This window comes from Nonomuraea sp. NPDC052265 (assembly GCF_044547985.1).
Classification (GTDB): Bacteria; Actinomycetota; Actinomycetes; order Streptosporangiales; family Streptosporangiaceae; genus Nonomuraea.
Genome location: NZ_JBIUBJ010000002.1, coordinates 78790 through 101256, shown reverse-complemented (window position 1 = coordinate 101256; position 22467 = coordinate 78790). Strand labels below are relative to the sequence as shown.

The 22467-nt window shown below is 64.7% G+C and carries 11 protein-coding genes and 1 pseudogene; 1 reads left to right on the top strand and 11 read right to left on the bottom strand.

Features of this window, described 5'->3' with window-relative positions:
• Positions 1–172: 172 nt before the first annotated feature.
• The 5 genes and pseudogenes from ACIHAD_RS05510 to ACIHAD_RS05490 form a co-directional block, all read right to left on the bottom strand.
• Entirely contained in the window at positions 173–721 is a 549-nt protein-coding gene (locus ACIHAD_RS05510) for an SMI1/KNR4 family protein (protein WP_397353144.1), read from the bottom strand.
• Positions 705–10220, bottom strand: a complete 9516-nt coding sequence (locus tag ACIHAD_RS05505) for a DNA/RNA non-specific endonuclease (protein ID WP_397353143.1) — start codon at positions 10218–10220, stop codon at positions 705–707. The genes ACIHAD_RS05510 and ACIHAD_RS05505 overlap by 17 nt, the downstream gene beginning before the upstream one ends.
• Positions 10221–11198: 978 nt before the next feature.
• Positions 11199–11621 carry a hypothetical protein gene (locus ACIHAD_RS05500; protein ID WP_397353142.1) on the bottom strand — a complete coding sequence of 141 codons (423 nt, stop codon included), beginning with the start codon at positions 11619–11621 and terminating at the stop codon, positions 11199–11201.
• A gap of 180 nt (positions 11622–11801) precedes the next feature.
• A pseudogene (locus ACIHAD_RS05495) lies at positions 11802–12404 on the bottom strand (transposase).
• A 367-nt stretch (positions 12405–12771) separates the two neighbouring features.
• Positions 12772–13020, bottom strand: a complete 249-nt coding sequence (locus ACIHAD_RS05490) for a helix-turn-helix transcriptional regulator (RefSeq protein ID WP_397353141.1) — start codon at positions 13018–13020, stop codon at positions 12772–12774.
• Between the two features lie 189 nt (positions 13021–13209).
• On the opposite strand from ACIHAD_RS05490, the gene ACIHAD_RS05485 reads away from it, so the two are divergent.
• On the top strand, positions 13210–14583 hold the full coding sequence (locus ACIHAD_RS05485; RefSeq protein ID WP_397353140.1) for a hypothetical protein: 1374 nt from the start codon (positions 13210–13212) through the stop codon (positions 14581–14583).
• Positions 14584–15165: 582 nt separating this feature from the next.
• On the opposite strand, the gene ACIHAD_RS05480 is transcribed toward ACIHAD_RS05485, so the two are convergent.
• From ACIHAD_RS05480 to ACIHAD_RS05455, 6 genes are all read right to left on the bottom strand, one after another.
• The gene (locus ACIHAD_RS05480; RefSeq protein WP_397353139.1) at positions 15166–17232 is read right to left on the bottom strand and encodes an endo-1,3-alpha-glucanase family glycosylhydrolase; all 2067 of its coding nucleotides are present in this window, start codon (positions 17230–17232) and stop codon (positions 15166–15168) included.
• Between the two features lie 363 nt (positions 17233–17595).
• Positions 17596–18366 carry an EI24 domain-containing protein gene (locus ACIHAD_RS05475; protein WP_397353138.1) on the bottom strand — a complete coding sequence of 257 codons (771 nt, stop codon included), beginning with the start codon at positions 18364–18366 and terminating at the stop codon, positions 17596–17598.
• A gap of 10 nt (positions 18367–18376) precedes the next feature.
• Positions 18377–18958: a Maf family protein gene (locus ACIHAD_RS05470; protein WP_397353137.1), complete on the bottom strand. Its 582-nt coding sequence runs from the start codon at positions 18956–18958 to the stop codon at positions 18377–18379.
• 28 nt (positions 18959–18986) lie between these two features.
• Positions 18987–19577: a DUF937 domain-containing protein gene (locus ACIHAD_RS05465; protein WP_397353136.1), complete on the bottom strand. Its 591-nt coding sequence runs from the start codon at positions 19575–19577 to the stop codon at positions 18987–18989.
• A 99-nt stretch (positions 19578–19676) separates the two neighbouring features.
• Positions 19677–21596 (bottom strand): ATP-dependent zinc metalloprotease FtsH, encoded by a 1920-nt coding sequence (ftsH, locus tag ACIHAD_RS05460; protein ID WP_397353135.1) that lies wholly within the window; start codon positions 21594–21596, stop codon positions 19677–19679.
• A gap of 37 nt (positions 21597–21633) precedes the next feature.
• Positions 21634–22407, bottom strand: a complete 774-nt coding sequence (locus ACIHAD_RS05455; protein WP_397353134.1) for a hypothetical protein — start codon at positions 22405–22407, stop codon at positions 21634–21636.
• Between the last annotated feature and the right edge of the window lie 60 nt (positions 22408–22467).

Below are 22467 nucleotides of genomic sequence, written 5' to 3'. Positions count from 1 at the left end.
TGCACGATCTGCAACTGCTCGCTCAACGGGAGCAATTGGCCTGGGCCTTGGGTGCCCCAGGGACGGCCGGGTCAGCGAAGCTGTCGTGATCTTCAATGCAGCGACAAGCAGGACAGGAAAGCGATGAAGGAAATGACCGATAATGTCTGCACACGCTGCCACCGCTGACATTCTACATGAAAGTATATGTCCGGTCCAGTTTTCCGCCGTTGGGAAGGAGAGGGCATGAAAGACTCCCTTGATTGGCCTTCACCAAGAAATCCAGAATGCCGTCGCTGTGCCTCCACATAAAAGTCCCGTCGGAGATGCACGCCTTCCACGCATTGGGATCGCCTTTCGTTTCCCATAGGCAAACGTCGCCGTTCTGCGTCGAGCCCCACGGGAAAAGCCCACCCGGACTAGGATAGTGTTGGAAATAGCGCACTTCAAGGACCTTGCCTTGATCGTCTACAACTTCCAGCTCTTCATCCTCATGAGGCCCTAGATCGTGCAGTATTCCTAGTACAGCCTCACGCATCGACTCGCCTGGCCGATCTCCGGGGTTAGCTATATACAACCCTAGGAACGCGTCTAGATTCAGACTGCCGTATCTGGCCATAAGCCTCTTGTAGTCGCTCGGAAGACGCAGGCCTAGTTCAGCCTCTATAGCGGTCCAGTCATTGTCGGGTGCAGGTCTGCGCGGAGCGCCGATTAGGTTTTCAAGGTCAGCAATAGTAGCCATCTGTTACCGTTAGATCTGAATCGTTGTGAATGCATTCATCGGAGACCACTTCACCGTCTATCGACGTCGTCATTCGGAATCTGCTAGGCAGCGTACTACCGCCATCATATTTAACCTCTACACGGTAGTCTACCACGCGTCTTCCTGCCGCCTCTCGAACTGCCTTTTTGACGGCGTTCTCGTATCGCTTCATCGGTCCGTTGTTTACTGTCGATAGACATGGCACCAGGTTGTTGCGGTTAGTTCCTGATCCACCTAGCTGATTGCCGACTACATGGCATCGGCTATAGCGTCGAACTGACGGCTTCCTGGGATTCGGTGCAGGGTTTGTGCTGGGCCAATATTTAGGGTCAACACTTGCGGGTGACCCTCCTTCGAGGTCCGACGGCCTGCAATATCGAGCGAATCCGCCAATCGGACGCTCATCGCGAGGATCGACATAAGGCTCGTTTTTGGGCGTGCATCCAGAAGTCTCGTTGCCTCCGTTAGGAGAACCTGGCGCTGGCTCCTCATTAGGTACTGGCTCAGGCACCGGCTCTGGTACCGGCGCGGGCCCCTGATCGTCTTGCGGCTCTGTTGTCGGTTGAGTCGGTAGCTTGACGAATCCAGGACCGTCGCCGTCGAGAAACCAGACGCCACCAAATCCCGTGTAGTCTATACCGACGGGCCAAATTTCATCCAGGGGCAGATTGCCATCGATCATGCATTTGTTGCCACAGAAGTTCCCCCAGGGAATATCTGGCTTACGGACGGGTTCTTTGTCTTTCTTGGCAGGGGGACGCGGGCTGGGCGGGGCGGGCGGGGCAGGCGGATGGTAGTTGTTGGGAGGGCTGGGCTGACGCGGACGCTTTCTGTCGGTCGGTTCCTTTTTGCGGTTGTCGTCTTTCTTTCCGGTTCCATGCTTATCAAAGTGGCATTTGTTGTTGAACTCTGCACAAGGATCCGGTTTTGGCGTCGGTTTGTTGCATTGCGGCCTTGGGTCGGACCACTTGCAAGGGCCTTTAGCTACGTCATCAGAAGCAGTACCCTTCGCGTCGGTTAGCACATCGCAAGCAACCGCGACCGGCACGCCTACGACTGGAGCACCGACCACTCGATAGCACCTTGGATTGGGAGCCTTCCCTGATGGATCAGTATAAACTAGGGGATTTCCCGCTCCGTATGTGTAACGATTTGACAGGATTGATGGATCAGGAGCGAACTCCCACGTGTCACGCGAAGCGAATCCTCCCGTACCTGGCTGATACCAACGGGCATGCATGTTGACAGCGCCTGTATCGGGATCGGTGTACTCACTCTGGTATCCCAGGTTAGGTTTGATGCCAGTACGTGCCACGACTTCACCGAATGGGCTGTAGGCGCTTGTCGCGGACAGTGCGGTGCCTGAGAAGGTGCCGATCAGGTCCTGATGTAAATCGGTGAGTGCGCCCAGGGCAGGATTTCCGCCTTCTTTGACGCTGACGAGACCGCCTACAGGGTCACGGCCATAGGAGGATTGGATGGCGCCATTCTGATCGGTGATGGCGACCACGTCATTGTCGAGTCCGGCATAGACGAAGCGCTGCTTCCCACTGCCTGTCTGCCGTGTAGTCATGCGGTCGAAGGCGTCATAGGTGTAGGTGGCGTCACCGTCGTTGATGAGCCGGTCGAAGGCGTCGAAGGTTAGGGTGCGTGTGTCTCCGTTCTTGGTCTGGCCGGCCAGAGTTCCGCGCGGACTGTAGGTGTATGTGCTGCCGTCACCTGAGATAAGGCGGTTGCGTTCGTCGTATGTGAAGGTCTTGTCACCGGCCTTGATGCGGTTTCCGGAAGCATCCCAACCGTAGTTTGTAGTGTTGCCGTCCGGCCCGGTCCAAGAGGTGAGTCGGTTGGCGTGGTCATAACCATAGGTATTGGTCCCTGCGCCAGCCAGCCCTTCGGTGGCCTTGGACGTGAGATTGTCGTCCTTGTCCCACCCATAAGTGATCTTAGCGAGTAGGGCGCCGCTGCCACTCTGCAAAGTGTGAGTGAGCAGGCGATCCAACGCGTCGTAGGTATAGGTCTGTGTGTTGGCCGGGTTGGCAGATGTGATGGTGGTGAGCCGGTCGGCCTTGTCGTAGTCGTAGGTGTTGATCCGGCCACTCACCGGGTCGTTGACGGTCTTGAGTCGGTCGTCCTTGTCCCAGGTGAAGGTGGTCGTTCCGGTCACATCTACACGTTGCGTTGGATTGCCAACTGCGTCGTAGGAGAAATTGCTGGTACCGCTGGTAGACGAGGTCACTTTGGTGAGCAGGCTGCGGTCGTTGTACTCCAGAGACTGACCACTGACCATGGTGGGGCGGCCACTGAGGTCATAGGTGTAGGTCTTGTCCTCTGCAACGATTCCCGCCCCGGAGCCGGTGACCTTTGTCACCTGGTCGAGGGCGTCAAATTGCCGGTCTAGCCGCACGCCGCCAGGCTTGATCAGTGCGGTTTCATTTCCGGCGGCGTCGTAGACATGCGTCCAGGTGCGGTCGGCCTGGTCCGGATGGGCAGTCGTAGCTGGCTCGGTGAGAGTTTCGATCAGCCCTAAACTATTGTAGGTGGTCCATGTGGTGTTCCCGCGACCATCGGTGACGCGAGTACGGGCGCCGTTGGCGTCATGGCCGAAGCTTGTGGTGATCGACTCATCAGCGGAGACCGGTTCGATGAGCTTGGTGACCATGTTGGTGGCGTCGTAGTTGCGCCGGGTAGTGTGACCCTCGCCGGAGGTGTGCTGGATCTGGTTCCCGGCGGCGTCATAGCCGAAGCTAACGGTGCGAGCGATGGCCCCGTTGCTGTCCAACCGCTTCACATCTGTGAGCCGACCTGCGAGATCGTACTCGCCGATTGTGGCATTGCCGATGAGATTAGTGACCTTGGCCGGACGACCTGCAATGTCGTACGTGTACGTTGTTGTGTCGTTCATTGGGTCGGTCACGGTCATGACCTCACCTGCGGCGTTCACTTCATAGCTGGTGATCTTGTCATCCGGCAGGACTGTCTTGGTGAGATCGCCAGCATCGTTGTAGGTCATCCTGGTGATGTAGGCGGCGGTAGCCGGCTTCCGCTCAATCTCGGTATGGGTGATTTGCCGTCCCAGATCGTCATATGTTGCCTGGATGCGCGCGCCCGTCGGGTCGATGACGGCTAGTTCCTCACCGGCCAGATCATACTCTGACACCCATTGCCCGGCGGGCTTTCCTGGACCAGCAGGTGGATCAGTGACGCGGACCCGGTTCCCCAGTGCATCGTATTCATAGGTGGTGGCATGTCCGCGCGTGTTTGTAACGCTGTGCAGGCGCCCGCCACTGTCGTAGGCGAAGGCTGTCTGAGGCGTGACTGTGGTGCCGCCTGGTGGGGTGTAGGCAGGCATAGTTTGAGAGGCAATTCGTCCGGACTTGTTGTAGCTAGTGGTGCTGGTTTTGCCTTCAGCGTCCACGAAGTGGGTCTGGTTTCCGAAAGTGTCGTAGCCGACCCGCGTGGTCGGCTTCGTAGTGACTGCCTGTACACCTGCCCTTTCCACTACCACGGTGGGCACTGTGGTCTCCACTGGTCGGCCGAAGACATCGTAGCGGTGGGTAGTAGTGAAGTCTGCTGGTGTAGCTCCGTCTGCATTGCCGCGGGGGTCGGTCATGGCGGTGATGAGCCCGCGGTCATCCACCTGCCAGGTGGTGATCAAGTCTTGAGACCCGTTCTCGACTTTCTGCCTGATCAGCACACCGATGGAGTTGTAGGAGTTTTCAACGGTCTCTTCCCTGCTGCTCCCCGCCCCTGTACGAGTTTCTTTCGTGATCAGTCCATTGGCGTCATAGACAAAAGCGGTCTTACGGGCGAGCTTTGCCGGATCGAGGATGCTCCAGGTGAGACGGTTGGCTGCGTCGTAGACGTAGTCCGTGGTGGTGAGGCCGCCGCCGGTGATCTTCTTAGTGAGGTTGCCGGCCGCGTCGTAGATGTTGGCCTCCAGCACTACGTCCGTGGCTGTAGCGGAGCCGTTCAGCTTGACGTCATCGCCGATCACCTCGGACAGCAGGTTATCGGCATAGTAGGTGTAGGAGGTCTTGCGGCCCATCGCGTCCATCCGGGCGGCCAGTCGGCCCGCCGGGTCGTAGGAGAACGACTCCAGCACCACGTCCGTGGCCGGCTGCGGGTTGACCGGGCTACCTGTCCAGCCTTTTAGCGTGCGCAAGATGAGCTCGCCCCGCCTGCTGTAGCCGTTCTCGATCACGGTTCCGCTGGCGTCGGTTAACCGGGCGAGCTGGCCTAGGACGTTCCACGCCTGGCGGACCACGCCGCCCTCCGGGTCGGTGACTGTCTCGACACGGCCTTGGGCATCGTAGGTGTAGGCCGTGGTCCGTGCGGCATCGCCGCCAGTCAGGTCAGAGACAGTCTCGCTGAGCTTGTTGCTGTCCGGATCATAGGAGAAGGCGATCCTTCTGGTGTGGGTGACACCAGTGATCTCGTTCTTGACTCCGGGCTCTGTCTGCGCCTCCAGACGACCTTGTCCGTCATAGGCGAAGATGGACTTGACCCCGTCCGGATGAGCGGAAGACACCTGAGTCGAGGTGATCAGCCTGCCGAGTGCGTCGTACTCCAGCTTGGTGACCAATCCGGCCGGATCGCTCTGCTCGGCCAGATCGCCGGCGGAGGTATAGCGGTAGGTCCAAGCGTTACCTTGCGGATCAGTCTTGGTTTTCACCAACCCCGCCGGGGTCGCCCCGCCGGAGATGGCCGGCTCACTGCCATCTGTATAGGCGAGGGTAACGACACGGCCGTTGGGAAAGTCTGGAGTGGCCGGAGTGGTCTGCTTGATCTGCTCGCCGTAGGTGTTGGGCAACCAACTGGTCATGTAGGTTTCGTCTATCGCCGACGCAGAACGCTCATCCCGATCGGTGAGCATCACATCGTTGCGAGGGTCGAATGGCTCGTCCGCATCGAAAAAGTAGCTGAAGTAACGAGTCGAACAGTCCGCCTCGCGCGTACGGCAGGTCGTCTGTGAAAGCAGGTTGCCGCGCGAGCTGTAGGCGAGCTCGACCACGTTGCCGTTACCGTCAAATACCTTGGCCGGATACCCGCCCACGTCGTAGGCCCATGTGGTGGTGGCCCCCACCTGATCGGTCTGCGACACCGGCCGGTAACCGCGCTGGGCGTCGTTGACGTAAGTGGTGGTCCCGCCGTCGGGGTCGGTCACGGTCACGGTGGCGAAGGTGGAGACGGTGGTCTGCTTGGCATACGCCGGTTCAGACAGTGTCCAGCTGCCACGGTGAGCATCGGTGTGGGTCACCAACCTGCCGCCGTCGGGGCTGTAGGTGTTGTTCGCTCCCACGCGGCCCGAGGGCCAGGTGACCTTTGTCAGTTGCAACTGCGCGTTGCGCGCTGCATAGTGCCGCGTCACCGCAGGCGCGCTCAGCGGCTTCCCGTAGATCGCGACCTCGTCGATGTCGCCGTTGAACGGGAACGCTGTGGTGGAGGTGGTGGTTGAGGGCCAGGCGGTGCTGCCGTAGCCGGTTCCGATCCGGGTCTCCCACATGTCGCCGTGCTTGATTTCCCCTGCCAGTGTGCCCACGGCGGCGCCATCCAGGTACAGGGTCTGCAGGCTCCCCGGTCCGGTAGTGGAGGTGGCAGGCTTGGACGGTGCGGCCGACAGCACCACGTGGTGCCAGTTCCCATCATTTACCGCAGCTGTGGAGGTGATCGGCGTGTGGGCTGCGGTGTAGAACTGGCCACGAAGCTTGCCGTCTGTGCCGACATACACGACCGGGACGAACGCCGACGGGGTGTTGTCGGCGGAATTCTGCATCCCGATGATCGTGCCAGAGGCGGTGGTCTTGAACCATGCCTCCACAGTCACCTCGCCCCCCTGGCCGCTGATCGCCGAGCGCGGCAGTTGGACGAAGGTCGAGGTGGCCGCGCCCTTGAACCGCATCGCGGTGTCGGGCGACCCGGCCAGCGCGCCGGGCACACCGGCCCCAAGGTCTGCAGGGGTGGTGCCGGTGAGCTTGGCCTGCTCCTCGGTGATGTTCCAGCCCGCTGCACTTGCGACGATCGTCCCTGTCCGGGTCTGGTTCTCATTCAACCGGTAGTAGTACTCCGGCGCAGAGTCGGTCACCAAGCTCTTGTACCGGGAGGCCGCTGTGTAGCCATAGATGGCGCACGCCGTCGCCGATGTTGGCGGGCACACCTTGGTCAGATAGTCGCCCTCGTAGGTGTACATCCAGGTAAGTGTCTTGCCATCGACCGCATCGGTGGAAACGCTGGCGACGTGGCTGCCGGTCCAAGAGAACGTTAGTGACCGGCTGCCGACCGCGGTCACCTTGGTCAGCTTGCCGTTGGTGTCACGGGTCAGCTCCTGCGACCGTCCTCGGTTATCAGTGATCTTGAGTAGGCGGCCGGAGGCATCGAACCAGTAGGAGGTGGCCGACTTGTCCATCAGCCGCCACCCTCCTCCCGGTTCCGTGGCCAGGGTCGCGAACGTGCCCGAGGGGGCGGCAAACGTCCCATCGCCCTTGGGCGCGAACCGCATCTGCTCACCGGAGGGGTAGGTGACTAGCAGGGTTCCCTGCGGTTCAACCTCAATCCGCATGTCCCACCGGGTCGTCCAGCCGGCTCCGAAGATGCCGTCGGTGCGCGGGTCCAGGCTGTTGTAGGCGCGGGTCACCGACAGCGGCGGACCCACTACCGCTACCGAGGCGTCGGTCTCGCTGCGGGCGTAGTTCCCCGAGATGTGGTTAAATTCCCGCCCCTGGGTTCCGCCCGTGAGCAGTCCGTTGATGCTGCCCTGCTCCGGGGAAGGGGTGAAGGTCCGCCAGGACGACGTTACCGTCGTAAATGTCGTAGCGGCCTTGACCATCCACGAATAGGTCTTCCCCCACACCAGTTTCTCATCCGGAACTTGCCACGCGCCCGAGGTCTTCCAAGTCCTGGAATCCTCGCACCAGGCCCAGTTCGGTGCACTGCCTTCACACACCTGGAACCAGTATTTCACCGGTGCCTCGTTCAATGGTCGCGCGTTAGCCGACAGGACCGGAGTAAGTGAATCGACCTGTGTGTTGTGGGCTGGAGCGAACGTCTCGAAAGGCAGGGCGCTGATTTTCGCATACACCCAGTCTGACCAGGGGCCGGCGATCCCAGTGGTGGTCCTGGCATGAGCACGCCAACGGATGTGCCAGCCGTCCTTCAGTTTGTCCGCTGGTACTGCAAGCCACGCGCGTGTGCTAGTGGCATTGTCAGTGCTGGTGGTACCCGCCCAGATCCGGCCCGTGCCTTGTTCCGCCACATCGGGATCGTGCTCGACCTCGATGTCGAGCCTCATGGGTCGATTTTCCGGATCGCTCACCTTGGCATACATGTGGGGCGTCAATGAGCCTGCGGTCCAGGAGGCGGTGCCGCGGGCTGCTGGGTCCATGCCCAGATCCTCAACCGACGGTTTGGCGAGATCGACCTTGGCCGATTGCCAGTTGGACCAAAGACCGGTGATGCCTGATGTGGTCTTGGCTTGGACACGCCAGCGCACCAGCCAGCCATCCCGCAGCTTGGCCGCAGGGATCTGAACCCATGCCTTCGATCCGGAATTGGCAGCTTGTGTGCCAGTCCCTGCATAAATCAATCCAGCGCCCTGGGCTGGAAACGCAGGGTCATGTTCAACTTCCACCGTAAGGAGGGACGGGCGACCTTCCGAGTCGGTTACCTGTGCATATGCCCAAGGAGTCAACGAGGAGAGGGTCCAGAAGTTTGATTCAGCCGTACTCGGGGTGATGCCAGGCGCGGCGACGGCCGGCTTTTTCAAGTCGACACGGGCCAACTGCCACTCCGACCATGTGCCCTGAACGCCGCTTGTGGTTACCCCGCGCACCCGCCAGCGGATGGCCATGCCATCGGCGAGCTTACCGGTGGCTACCTTGAGCCATGCGTTGGATCCGGAGGGATAGGAGGTTGTGCCCTTTCCCGCCCACACCGAACCACTCCCTTGGCCTGCAGTCGGATCGTGCTCGATCTCCGCTTCCAGATATGAGGCGGCGCCGCTGGAGGAGGTGATCTTCATGTAGAACTGAGGAGTCAATGACGCCAGCGTCCATGCCCCGGAGCCGAGTGTTGCTGGTATCACGCCGAGCCCGGAACCGGCCGGCTTATTGATTTCGATTTTCCCTGTCTGCCATTCCGACCACGGCCCATCCACATGAGGCGTCCGCAAAGCGGAATTCTCAGCCGCGTAACCGCGCACCCGCCAGCGAATCAGCCACCCATCCTGCAACTTGCCCGATGGAATACCCGCCTCAACAGTCCGAGTCCCCATCGGGACACTCGTCTCATTAGAGGTGCCCGACCAGATCAGACCACTACCCTGACCCGCCGCCGATGGATCACGCTCAACCTCCAACTTCAACCCAACATACCGACGCAACGGATCACTAACCCACGCATTAAAAGTCGGCGTCACCGACGAAAACGTCCACAAACCCGACGCCAGCGAACCCGACGACGACACAGCATCAACCGTCGGCTTGGTCGTATCGATTTTCCCTGTCTGCCATTCCGACCACGGCCCATCCACATGAGGCGTCCGCAAAGCGGAATTCTCAGCCGCGTAACCGCGCACCCGCCAGCGAATCAGCCACCCATCCTGCAACTTGCCCGATGGAATACCCGCCTCAACAGTCCGATTCTCCATCGGGACACTCGTCTCATTAGAGGTGCCCGACCAGATCAGACCACTACCCTGACCCGCCGCCGACGGATCATGCTCAACCTCCAACTTCAACCCAACATACCGACGCAACGGATCACTAACCCACGCATTAAAAGTCGGCGTCACCGACGAAAACGTCCACAAACCCGACGCCAGCGAACCCGACGACGACACAGTATCAACCGTCGGCTTGGTCGTATCGATCCTCCCGGCCTGCCATTCCGACCACGGCCCATCCACATGAGGCGTCCCCAGATTCGAATTGCCAGAGGCATATCCGCGCACCCGCCAGCGAATCAGCCACCCATCCTGCAACTTGCCCGACGGAATACCCGCCTCAACAGTCCGAGTCCCCATCGGGACACTCGTCTCATTAGAGGTGCCCGACCAGATCAGACCACTACCCTGACCCGCCGCCGACGGATCATGCTCAACCTCCAACTTCAACCCAACATACCGACGCAACGGATCACTAACCCACGCATTAAAAGTCGGCGTCACCGACGAAAACGTCCACAAACCCGACGCCAGCGAACCCGACGACGACACAGCATCAACCGTCGGAGGTGCCTCGGCAGAACTGGTCTTTTTCGCCGAGATCACGCCTCTGGCGGGCGGAGTAACTGACGAGCCCCCCTGAGCAGCAGTCGCATCACCTGTTACTCGCCGAAGTCGCATGGGTTGCGCTCCGACCGTATCGACCTTCTCCGCAGCAAGGTCGTGATCGACTGGTCCGGAGCGCTGCTCCCACTTCAAGGGCGGCGGCGCGTTCAGCCCGTCGGTTGCTGGCTCATCTGCTACGTCACGTAGCTTCTCCACCGGAAGCGAGCCCTTTGGCCGGCTACTGTCGTCGGCGGGCCGCCCAGGACCGTCTGGCTGGGTGACAGACGCATCGACGAGGTGAGGGAGCTGATCCGCGGCCCCTGACGTCTGGACAGGAACGCCGCCTACGGATCTAGGCGACGGAGTACTGGGTATCTCCACCTGTGCGGACGATGGACCGTTGGCGACCGCTTGAGCCTCTACGCCGAGAAGGCTCGGCAGCAGCGCAACTGTAACCGCCAAGGCGGTACGGGCCACCCATCGCGATGGTCCACTCCAGCCCGAAGGGTCAAGCGCCGGACCAGTCACGAAACGCGATGAATGAGTCCAAGACAGCAAGCGCCGCATACGCCGTCACACTCCGAACCAACGAGGGGCGGCCGCGGGGACGCCAGACGTCGCTCCACCCCACCCGGCAAGGAGAAATAGCCGTCTCGGCCCGTGCGGCTCGGAGCATGTTGCGAAACAGGCAGAGCGTAACTTTCAGAAGATCAAGGCGACAAGATCCATTTCGGCTACCTTATGGGCACGGAGCGCAACGTTCCGGATAGAACAGGCCATACGGGATACAGGGGATGATGCTGCCAAGGTGAGGTCACGTCAGGGCTCATGGACACCGCCGGCTTCACACTGAAGGAGTTTGGCGAACTGTGGCCTTCACTGGCCGACCTGACGGCGCGGCGCGGTGGCCCTGGAGTCGGCTCGGCGTAGCAACTGCTGGTTCGCCGAGCTGGTACGAGTAGTGCGGAACCGCGATGTGATGGCCAGACTGCGACGCTGGGTACTGGAGGGCAAGGAGGGTTCGTGGCGGTCTGCGCGGCGATTTGGCCGTCGAGCACTTGTTAGCTTGCCGTTAACCTGCCTGCCGTTGGCGTTCAGTGAGTGTGGTGGCGCGTGTGACGGTCTTGCCTGGCTCGTAGCGGGGCGCACGCCTTCGGTTGGCTGATCCCCGGAGGCCTCCGGGACCGGGCACAGCTAGTTTCCGTGCACTGGCGGGCAGTGGCAGCCGTCCGCGGAGGTTGCGAAACCCTCTGCGGACGCTGGCAGGGGTATGTCGCTCACCCGGACAGGGACGCGCCCAAGAGCGGCGAAGATCGACCGCGAGCGTGCGGCCAGGCGCAGTTGAGGGTGGGCCACAATGACCAGCCAGGTCCACAGGTCGGCCGCGTGCGGACTACGGATCACGGGCAGGGTCCCGCCGAGGGTCTGCTTGAACATGCTGAATGTGTGCTCAAGATCGAACTTGCGGAGGAACGCTTGCCAGAGCCGGTCCAGGCGCGCGGCGGTGATGCTGATCGCCGAGTTCCAGAGCCACAGCGGCTTGGAGTCACGCTCGCCGGGCAGGTACTCGACCTTCAGCCGGATCAGCGTGCCCCCGAAGACGGGCAGGTAGCCCACGTGGTCGATCCAGGCCGAGCGGCGGCCCAACCCTGTGGTGCAGCCGATCCCAGCACATGGTGGCGTTGCCGTAGCGGCTGGATTGGGTCATGGTGCGGTGCCGCGGCTCGCCCCAGGTGCATTCCTCCTTCAGCCAGAAATCGCCGCCATGCTGGGGCGGGTGGCCACCGGCGGGGCTGGTCAGCAGAACTCCCGACGCGAGGGCGCCACTCGGAGCAACACACGATCGCTGCGCAGTCGTCCGAGCACTTCGACCGGCAGATCGGCCAGCAGGTAGGCCAGGCGGGGGATGTCGTAGTCGGCGTCGAAGACGATGAGGATGACGGGGTCGCCCCCGTTCCAGTGCCCGGCGCCGATCAACCGGCTGACCAGGTCGCGCACCTGGGCAGCAGTGACAGCGGCCTCATCGTCGTCCGGGCGCAGCCGGACGACGTCCAGCACCGCGGTCCAGGAGGTGCGGCCGGTCTCCAGCGCTGCATTCACCGAGTACGGCCAGCCCGGGATCATCTCGTGCTGGTTCTTGCTGCGCCCGTAGGCGTGACAGCACAACCGGTCCGCGCTGGTGGGGACACCGGGACGCAACTACAGGCTGACATCGACGGCCAGCACGATCCGGCCGCCCGCCGCGCGTGGCAACGGCAGGGGAGTCAGCGTCTGCCGCAGCCGGTTGATCTCGATGCTTCCGTGGTTGGTCGCGTCATACAGCGCGCCGTGCCCACGCCGGTGTTCGGGCGCCAACGTCAGCCCGACCAGTGTCTTGACCGGCCCATCGGCGCATAACATCGCCTCGGCCAGCTTAAGAGCTCATCCGCGCGAGCTATCAGACACTCATGGAACTCATGCCGGAACTCCGACAGCTCTACCAGTGCCTTGCCATACGACTCTTTCTCCTCAAGTTCTGGGACACCGCCTGCAGCGCGTGCCAGCATGGACGTCACGGTCGCCGCCTCCCCTTGAGGTTATGGATTCCACAGCGAAGATGAGACGGTGGCCGCCCCACGTCACGGCGACACACCGTACCGTAATGTCGACAACCCGCTATGCCGTATAGGCATACTCAATTCCCGATCACCGCAAATGTGAAGGTCGGAGAGTAAACGGCAAGCTTAGTGGGCGCGCCCCCAATCAAGCGTGCCCACGTGCGCCCCTATCACTTTGACGTACCGTGCAGCTCAAACAAATCGCGGACCGGCAGTCGCAAGGCGTCCGCAATCTGAAATACGTTGTCCAGATGCGGGCTATACATGCCGTTCTCAATGCGGTTGATCGTCTTGCGGTCAACGCCGGCCAGTTCACCAAGCTGCTCTTGTGTGAGCCCGCGCCTCTCACGAAGCTCGCGTAGCCGTGTGCCGAACTGTCTTCGCAGCTCAGCGAGGCGTGGCGTGAGTGGGTTGGGCACTCAACCACCGTGGCGGGCTTGATCTTCAAGGTCTGTACCAAAGTTGGTACAAATGGCGGTGAGGCCACCTCACCACAGCGCGCTGACGTGCAAGCATGCAGCCGCGTCCTCATACGCGCAGCCATTCCCACTGCAGTCCCGCTGTCCTTGGAGAGATGTATGCCCCCTTCCCGAAACGGTCGCTCCGCCGTGGCCCGCACCATCGCCCCGCCCCGTCGCGACCACCACGGCGGCTTCTCCCCGGCTTGGCTGCTCATGCAGGCCGCTCAGCTGTCCTGGGAGATCCGCAACATCCTGCAGCTGATCAACGGCATGCGGCTCAATCTCAGCGAAGAGCTGCACGTCTATCGCGAAGCCTGCGACATGCTGCTCAACGCCGCGCATGCCACTGCCATCATGGAGGCGCGGCTGCCGCTGGCTCCGGCCTGGGGTAGTGGCCCGCCTCGGGTCCGCTCCATCTTCGCCCAAGCCCGTGAGGCGGGGACCGACCCCGCTGAAGTCCGCCCGGATGTGGACCTATCCCAGCCGTGCATCGACCCACAGATTTCCCGGGAAATGGAGGCTGCCTATCGCGAGGATCCTGACCCTCACGCTCAGTGCGCTGGCGCTACGGTGAAGAAGGAACGCTGTGCCAAGACCATCGTCAGGGGAATTGGCTCAGCGCACTGCGCCGTGCACCTCGCTCCTGCTGAACGGCAGCGCCGCGACGAACTGCGCGCAGCCGAAGACCGGCGGATGCAAGCCATTATGGATGCGCTTGATGAGCACCGAGTGGAGTTGGCCGCAGCCTGGATCGCCCGCTACGGCACGCGCCCGCACCGTCTCGAACAGCCAGCCACACCAAGCCGTCCCCGCCAGGCCGCGGCGTTCGACGGGTGTTCCGGGCTGACGCTGGGCAAAGACGAGCAAGCGATGCTCGCCTTGTACGACAGTGGCTGGCCTTCACTCTGCCCTCGCTCAGCGGAGATCATCAGGGCTCTGCTCAATTGCCCTCGTGCCACGATCGGCCGGCTGGCCGAGCTAGCCGCAGCTCAGGCGCCGGAGCGCTGGTCTCATGGCGAGCAGTGGCTTCAATCGGACATCTGGGACGGCATCCAGCCCCCTGATCTTGCTTTGCCGCCCCTCGGCCAAGCACCTGAACTGGACGAGCACCCGGCCGTGCAGGAACTGCGCCGCCATATGAACGCAAGCCAAGGCATGTGCGAGGTATGGCAGACCGGCTTCAAGGTCCTGGTCGAGGCTTGCGACAATCCTCCCATCGATACCATGATCGATCTGCTCGCCTTCTGGCAGGACCTCGGCATTCTGGTCCCGGATGGATATGAAGCCGATGCCACGATCTGGCGGCTCGCAGCACTGCCGCCCTCTGCCTGGCGAGTGGTGCATGCACGCGGCCGGTTTGTCCCGTCCCACGTTCTGGCGACGGCCCTGAACTGGCTGCTGGAGGGTGAAACACCTCGGGATCCCGACATCTCGCCATCCGAGGTCTTCAATTTGCTTCTCACCTCGGCCGAGCCGCCGAACCCTGAGGACAGCATCGCCCCCGCTCGGGCAGCGTCATGAACAGGTCATAACGCCCTCGCGGCCATGACCGCGGCTCGCATCATGGCCTGGGTGCCAGTACCTGCCCGAGATGACCTACTGGCTCGATCCTGGGCACCGCACGGCACACGGTGCTCAGGTCGTAACCACTGTGGCCTGCGAAATCGCAGTCCGCCGCTAGCTTGGACATGAGCCTCAGGACTTTCGGTGGGCAGACGCAACTGAGGTGCTCCCGACGAGCGCCTAGAACTGAACACAGTGACTTGACAGAGAATCGTGGGGGTGGAAGCCGACCAAATAGGGGACGGCGGCCAGGATGTCGGCCGGGCTGGTGAGGGTGAGGCAGGGGGCCGGGGCGTTGGTCGTCATGAGCGTCAAGGGTGCCGGGGAGGCGCGACCCGAAAACGCCCGAGCGCGGTTCTGTGGATGAGAGGCAACCCGCCGACGCCCCTGTGGACAACCGGGAGGGCAGGAGGGGCCTCGCGGAGCGGGCGTCACGCGGGCGACTGGATGCCCGGCACCCCGCTAGGGCGTCGCGACGAGACCAGGCGTGCAGGTCCTGCCGGGCCTCCCGGCCCAGGTCGGGCCGGGAGGCGGCGACCGCTACAGCGGGCGCGAGCAGGGGACGCCGCCGCCTGCGTGGTTGATCAGATCCTGATAGACGACGCTCTTGACGATCGGAGTGTCGCTCTTGACCGTCTGGATGACCTTGCCGCTCCGCTTCAGCTCGAAGACGGGGGTCGTCCCGGGCACCATCGGCGCCTTGAAGGACACCATGCCGGGTCCGGTCACCTCCTTGGTCCGTACGTCGTCGCCCTGCCTGATGGTCAGGGTGCCCGCCTCCTTGACGAAGGCGAGCAGTTCGACGTTGTCGGTGGCCGCGTCACCGTAGGGGATGGAGATGGGGCCGATGGTCTGCTTGGAGGCGTCGAACGGCGCGTCGGTGCGGTGGCTGCGGTGGAAGTAGTACAAGGCGTCCCGTTTGACGCTGGGCTCCTTACCGGTCTTGAACCAGGTCGTGTAGTAGGCGATGACGTCGGCGGGCGCGTAGCCGCGTTCCACCGACGGCGCCAGCCACGACTCGGCGTAGTCGTTCCACGTGAGCAGGTTGACGATGTCGGCGTCACCCTCCATGGCCTTGACGAAGGACTGCCGCAGGGTGCCGCTGTTGGACGGTTCCCAATAGCGTTTGTCGCGCGGGCGCACGTCCTCCAGAGCCGCAGGGGCCATGTAGAACCTGCCGCGCTTGGCCGCCTCGACACCCGACTTGCGGTAGCCGTCCGTCGAGCTCTGCCAGCGGACACCCCAGGAGGAGTATCCGGCCACGGAGTCGTTCCACTCGGTCTTGCCCGAGCCGCTCCAGTCCAGGAAGATCGGCACCAGTACCGTCTTCATGCCCTGGGCGGCCAGCTTCTCGCGCAGGGCGTCCCACCAGGCAGGGGTCTGGCGCTCGGGGTAGAACGGCGCGAGGGGGATCGTCCCGTCGGGCAACGTGTACAGCGACGGGTGCCCCTTGGCCATCAGGACATCGGAGATCACCTTGTCGGGCGCGGCGCCCTTGGTGGTCGGGAAGTCCGGGCTCAGCATGATCCGGAAGCCCGGGTCCACCGCCTTGGCCGCCGCCAGCATCTTGGGGAACTGGTTGAAGCGCTGGTCGGTGGCCGACGTGTGATGCTCGTAGATGAAGCCGTCCAGGCCCATGGCGATGGCCTGGCGTACCTCGACCTCGAAGTCCGCCTGCCGCCAGTCGCCCGTGCGCACCGGGCGGGTCAGCGGCCGGTCGCGCGAGTGGCCACCCTGCGCGGCGTACATGCCGTTGGAGCCCGCGGGGTCCAACCAAGAGGCGTACTGGTCCTTGGCCGGATCCTTGTTGTCGATGGACAGCGGATAGGGCGGGAAGTAGAAGGCGAAGACCTTCTTGTCGTAGGAGCGCAGCGTCGAGGCGGCCGGCTTGTCGAATGGCAGGCAGGGCGCAGCGCCCGTCGCCGTGGGGCTTGGTGTCGGGCTGACAGTGGGGCTGGCGGTGGGACTGGCGGTGGGACTGGCAGTGGGACTGGCGGTCGGCGAGGCCGTGGTGGTGGGGCTCGCGGTCGGGCTCGGGCTCGCGGTGGCCCGGGTGTAGGTGACCTTGAGGCTCGGCCCCTTGCCGGTCGTGCGTGAGGAGTACAGCACCGCCACCGGGCCCTTGGACGCGGTCAGGCCGAAGGAGTAGGTGCCGTTGCCGGTGTAGGCCTTGGAGACGTCCAGGTCGGCCGTCGTGTCGGCGGTGAAGCCGGTGCGGGTGGTCAGCGCTGTGCCGAACGTGGGCCTGGAGGTCCAGGACGTGGTCGCCTGCGACCACGTGCCGGTGACCTTGTGGGCGCTGACCGTGGTGTCGGTGGTCCGGGTCGGGCGCACCTGGAGCGTCAGCTTGACGTCCTGGGCGTCGGCCGGGACGCCGGAGACCTTGAACTGCATCAGGGCTCTGCGCTCGGCGTTGGTGGCGCCGTTGCAGGTCTTGACGCAGACCGACATCCACTCGGCGCTACTGTAAACGGTTTCCGGCGCGACCTGACTGATGAACACGTCGTTGGTCGAGGTGAGCACGACGCTCACCGGCGCCGCCGAAGCCGACGCGTCCGCCACGCCCGCGCTGAGCGCGCAGGACAAGGCGAGGAGGACGGCGGGCACCGCCCGTCGATGGGTTGACAAAGGGCCTCCAGTCGGGGGGTTCCCTGGGGTGAATGTCGATCACCTTAGCTCCGCCTTACACGGCTTTGGGGACGAAATCCACCTTTTAGTCCTGTCTCTAAATGGCTATTAATCCCGTATATCCAGTTGGACCGGACCATAATTCACGATGTGATCACCCCGTCACGCCGAGAAGGCGGGACCGACCACCCGGACACTCCACGGCGAGCCCGGCATCGGCACGATCAGAGTGCCGCCGCGCTGAATGTCGGAGCCGATGGACAGCGCGCCGAACCCGGACGCCAGGGCCGCCGCCGACCCGCCGGGCTTCGTTCCTCCCGGTGGAGTCGAAGTCGAGGTGGGTCAGGTCGTGGGTGGGGTCAGGTCGCGGGTGGGGGCGGGGGTGGTGGGGGCGATGCGGGCGCGTACGAGGAGGGCGGCGCCCGCCACCGCCGCCGGCATCATCACGACCGCCACCAGCGGCACCAGGAACAGCAGGAACCCGACCACCCCGAACCCCAGCGTGCTGGCCATGTTCCGGCGCAGCAGCGCGAAGCGTTCCTTCCTGGACACCCCCCGGCGTTCGAGGGCCAGCGTGGTGAGCTCGACCGTCAGGAAGAACCCGGAGACCAAGGCCCCCACCACGGGCACCACCGTCTGGCCGATCACCGGCACGAACCCCAGGAAGAACAGCGGCACGGTGAACAGCAGCACATAGAACAGGGTGATCAGGCTGTCCCTGATCGAGCGGGGCAGCGTACGCCACCACGGCTGCTCCACCGCCTCCGGCAGCGGGTCGGCCTCGCCCGAGAGCCGTTCGTAGAACGGCTCGCCGATCGCCAGCGTCAGCGCCGCGAACGTCAGCACCGCCAGCGCCAGCCCGCCGAGGAAGAGCGCGATGCCCACCAGCGTGCGGAACAGGTCGGCCCAGCTCCACGAGTCGGCGAACGGGGTGAAGAACTCGGCCAGGTCGCGGGCGTGGGTGCCGAGCAGGATCAGCGCCACCACGTAGACGGCGAACGCGATCATTGCCGGGATCAGCCCGAACAGCCACCACCGGCCATGCCGCGACACCCATCCGAGACCCTGGAAGAAGAAGCCGACGCCGGCGGCGAAGTCGCGCAGAGATCGCATGCCCGGCAGGCTAGCGCCAGAACGACGTGACCGCGTAACCCAGCTCGTCGAACAGCTCGCGCAGCAGCGGCAGGGACACCCCGAGCACGTTGCCGTGGTCGCCCTCGATGCCCTCGACGAACCAGCCGCCGCGCCCCTCGATGCTGAAACCGCCGGCCAGGCCGAGCGGCTCACCGGTGGCGACGTAGGCGGCGATCTCCTCCTCGGACGGCTGGCCGAAGCGCACCACGGTGGTGGCCACCTGCGCCGCCTGCCGCCCCGCCGGCACGTCGATCACGCAATGGCCGGTCACCAGGCGGCCGGTGCGCCCGCGCATGATCCGCCACCGCTCGGCGGCCTCCTCGGCCGTGCCCGGCTTGCCGTAGGGGCGGCCGTCGAGCTCGAGGATGGAGTCGCAGCCGATGACCAGCCCCTCCTCCAGCCCGCTCGCGACCGCCTCCGCCTTGGCCTTGGCCAGGACGAGGCTGAGCGCCGCCGGGGAGTGCGCGGAGAAGGCGTCCTCGTCGACCCCGGAGACGATCACCTTGGGGTCGAGGCCGGCGTTGCGCAGCACGGTGAGGCGGGTGGGCGAGGCAGAGGCCAGAACGATCACCGCCCCAGCTTACCGAAGGCCCGCGTGGTCACCAGTCGTGGTTGGGGGTGCCCCTGGCGGGCTGCCGGTCGGCCGGGTCGTAGGGGCCGCCCTGGGCCGGGACGGCGCCGCCGAAGATGCCGCTGAGCAGGCCGTCGAGCAGGTGGCCGAGGCCGCCGGGGAGCGAGGCGTGCTCCTGGCGCAGGTCGGCGGCGAGGGCGGAGGCGTCCATGTTCGCCTTGGCGGCGCGGTTGGCCAGCAGGGACATGACCATGGGGGCGACGAGGGGAAGCAGTCTCATGATGGTGCCGGAGCTGACGCAGGCCAGTTGCGAGAGCCCGGCGGCGGCCCGTTCGGTGCCCTGGCCGCCGAGGACGTGGCCGAGGATGCTGTGGCCGTCGCGGGTCAGCGAGGCCACGTCGCCGTTGAAGGGGTCGGTGTCGACGTGGTCGTCGAGGGCGCCGCGCAGGGCCTCCGCGCCGTCGGGGTGCTCGGCGTTGCGGGCCATGCCGCCGAGCACCGTACCGGCCACGGCCTCGATGACCTTGCGCGCCGTGGCCGTGTCGGTGCCTAGCATCCCGGCGATCTGGTCTACGCCTGAGTCGCCGAGCTGGGTGAGAAGCTCGTCATTCAGTGTCAAGACAGTCCCCCGATCCGAGTCGCGGGAGACGTTCCCCGGCCGTGATCGAGGCAAGGCCGGGGTTCCCCTAAGTCTCGGGAAAGGCGGGTCTCCCGGGGCTCAGTCGAGTGCGAGCTGCTTGCTGCCGCTGGCCAGGCCGGCGGCGGCGTACGCGCTCGCCTCGTCGAGCGTCTCGCGTTCGAGCAGGGCCGCCACGATGCCGTCGAGCCGTTCCCGGTTCTCGGTGAGCACCTGGACGGCGCGTTCGTAGCACTCGTCCACGATGCGCCGCGCCTCCTCGTCCACCGTGGCGAGGGTGGCCGGCGACGCCTGCGGCGAGGAGCCGTCGTTGGGCAGGATGGTCAACGGGCCGACCTTCTCCGACATGCCCCAGCGGCCCACCATGCCGCGCGCGATCATGGTGACCTGTTCGAGGTCGTTCTCGGCGCCGGTGGTGATGATGCCGTAGACCACCTGCTCGGCCGCCATGCCGCCGAGCGCGCCGGTGATGCGGCCGCGCAGGTACTGCTCGTCGTAGGCGTAGCGGTCGGTGTCGGGGGTGGACAGCGTGACGCCGAGCGCCCGGCCGCGCGGGATGATCGAGATCTTCCTGACCGGGTCGGCGCCGGGCTGGAGCATGCCGAGCAGGGCGTGCCCGGCCTCGTGGAAGGCGGTGCGGGTGCGCTCCTCCTCCGGCATCACGATGCTGCGGGCCGCGCCGAGCTGCAGTTTCTCCAGCGCGTCCGCGAAGTCCGACATGTCGACCTTCTCCTTGCCGCGCTTGGCGGCCAGGAGTGCGGCCTCGTTGACCAGGTTGGCCAGGTCGGCGCCGGTCATGCCGGGGGTGGTCTTGGCGATGCGGTCGAGGCTGACCTCGCCGTCGAGCGGCACGCCGCGCGAGTGGACCTCCAGGATCGCCGTGCGGCCGGCCGCGTCGGGCAGGCCCACCTGCACCGTACGGTCGAAGCGCCCGGGACGCAGCAGCGCCGGGTCGAGGATCTCGGGCCGGTTGGTGGCCCCGATGACGATCACGCCCTCGGCGCCGGAGAAGCCGTCCATCTCGGTGAGGATCTGGTTCAGCGTCTGCTCGCGCTCGTCGTGGCCGCCGATGCCGCCCGCGCCGCCGCGGGCCCGTCCGATGGCGTCGATCTCGTCGATGAACACGATCGACGGCGCGACCTTGCGCGCCTCCTCGAACAGGTCGCGGACGCGCGAGGCGCCCACGCCGACGATCATCTCGATGAACTCGGAGGCGCTGGCCGAGAAGTACGGCACCTTCGCCTCGCCCGCCACGGCCCTGGCCAGCAGCGTCTTGCCGGTGCCGGGAGGGCCGGCGAGCAGCACGCCCTTGGGCAGCTTGGCGCCCAGCCTGCGGTACTTGTCGGGGTCCTTCAGGTAGTCGACGACCTCGACGAGCTCGTTCTCCACCTCGTCGATGCCCGCGACGTCGTCGAACGTGACGCGCACCTTGTGGGCCTCGACCGGCTTGGCCGCCTTGGACTTGCCGAGCCCGCTCAGGCCGCCGCCCATCATGCTGGCGCCGCGGCGCATGACCCAGATCCACAGGCCGGCCAGCAGCAGCACGGGCAGCAGCGACAGCAGCAGGTTGGAGAAGAAGCCGCGGGTCAGCGGCTTGGACGTGGTCTCCACCTGGGCCGACTTGAGCTGCTGATCGAGCTGGTCGGTGTTGGCGAAGGCGGGGATCTCGGTCTGGAACTTGGTGTAGGACTCGCTGCTCTCGGGGTTCTTGGCCGGGCTCCTCAGGTCGCCCTCGACCGACAGCCCCTGGGCGTAGATGTCCTTGACGTTCTTCGCATCGACCTGCTTGGTGAACTCGGTGTACGAGATCGTCTCGACCGAGTTGCTGTCCACCAGCGACGACACGACGAAGAAGCCCGCGTACACCACGAGCAGGGTGACGACGAATCGCCACCAGTTGATCTTGGGCCGCCCACCTGGCGAACCGGGCAGGCCCTCCGAGCGCCAGGGCGGCTTGACCTTGCCCTTGTTCGGTGCCTGCGGCGGTCCAGAGCGTTCCACGGCGTCACTCCCCCACATCGCCGCATACATGATCTTTCTAGCCTAGAACACGCACTCCCGAGACCACGCGGCCAATATCACGCCAACGCTTTCTCTGCGAGTCAGGCACTGTGACGAACGCAAGTCCTGGCTTGCTCATTCCCCCGTCCATGACCACGACGGCCGCTCGGGAGGAATGTTTGCCGTATTTGACGCGAAAAACGAGCATCCATCCGGTTTTAACCCGTTGCGAGGCCAGCCAGCTGATCTTGGAACCCTTGGGGTGGTGGTTGAGCGTCCAGCGGGCGGCCAGCAGCGCCGTGTCGCGCGGCGACTTCTGCTCCATGATCGGCAGCGGGCAGGTCACGAGCATGCCGCGCAGCTTGCCGCCGCCCGCGGCCGGCAACACCTGCTTGCTGGTGAACGGCGCCGCCCCGTGCGTCTTCCACGGCTTGCCCAGCCGGGGCACGGCCAGGCCGGTGCGCTTGTCCTTCACCACGAGTTTGGCCGGCCGGGGCAGGGCCATCCGCTTGACCCGGCCGGTCAGCCGGGGCACGCGCGGGTCGGCGTACAGGGCCTGCATGGCGGTGTAACCGGGCGCGAGGGAGGCGCCCGGCGACGGTATGGGGGTGGGGGCCGGCGTGGGAGGCGACGTCGGCGTGGGGGTGGCCGACGTCGTGGGGGCGGGAGCGGACGAGGCGGGTGCGGCCGGCGGCGCGGTTACCGGCCCCGCCACGACCTCGTCCGGCCCGGACGGGAGCGCCAGGACGATCACCGTGGCGCCGACCGCCACGGCCGCCACGACGGCGAGCCCCCGATATATCGACCGCATCCGGACATCGCCGATGCGGGAGCGCCTGGGCGGTGAAACAGGGGTCGCAGGGCGGTCTGT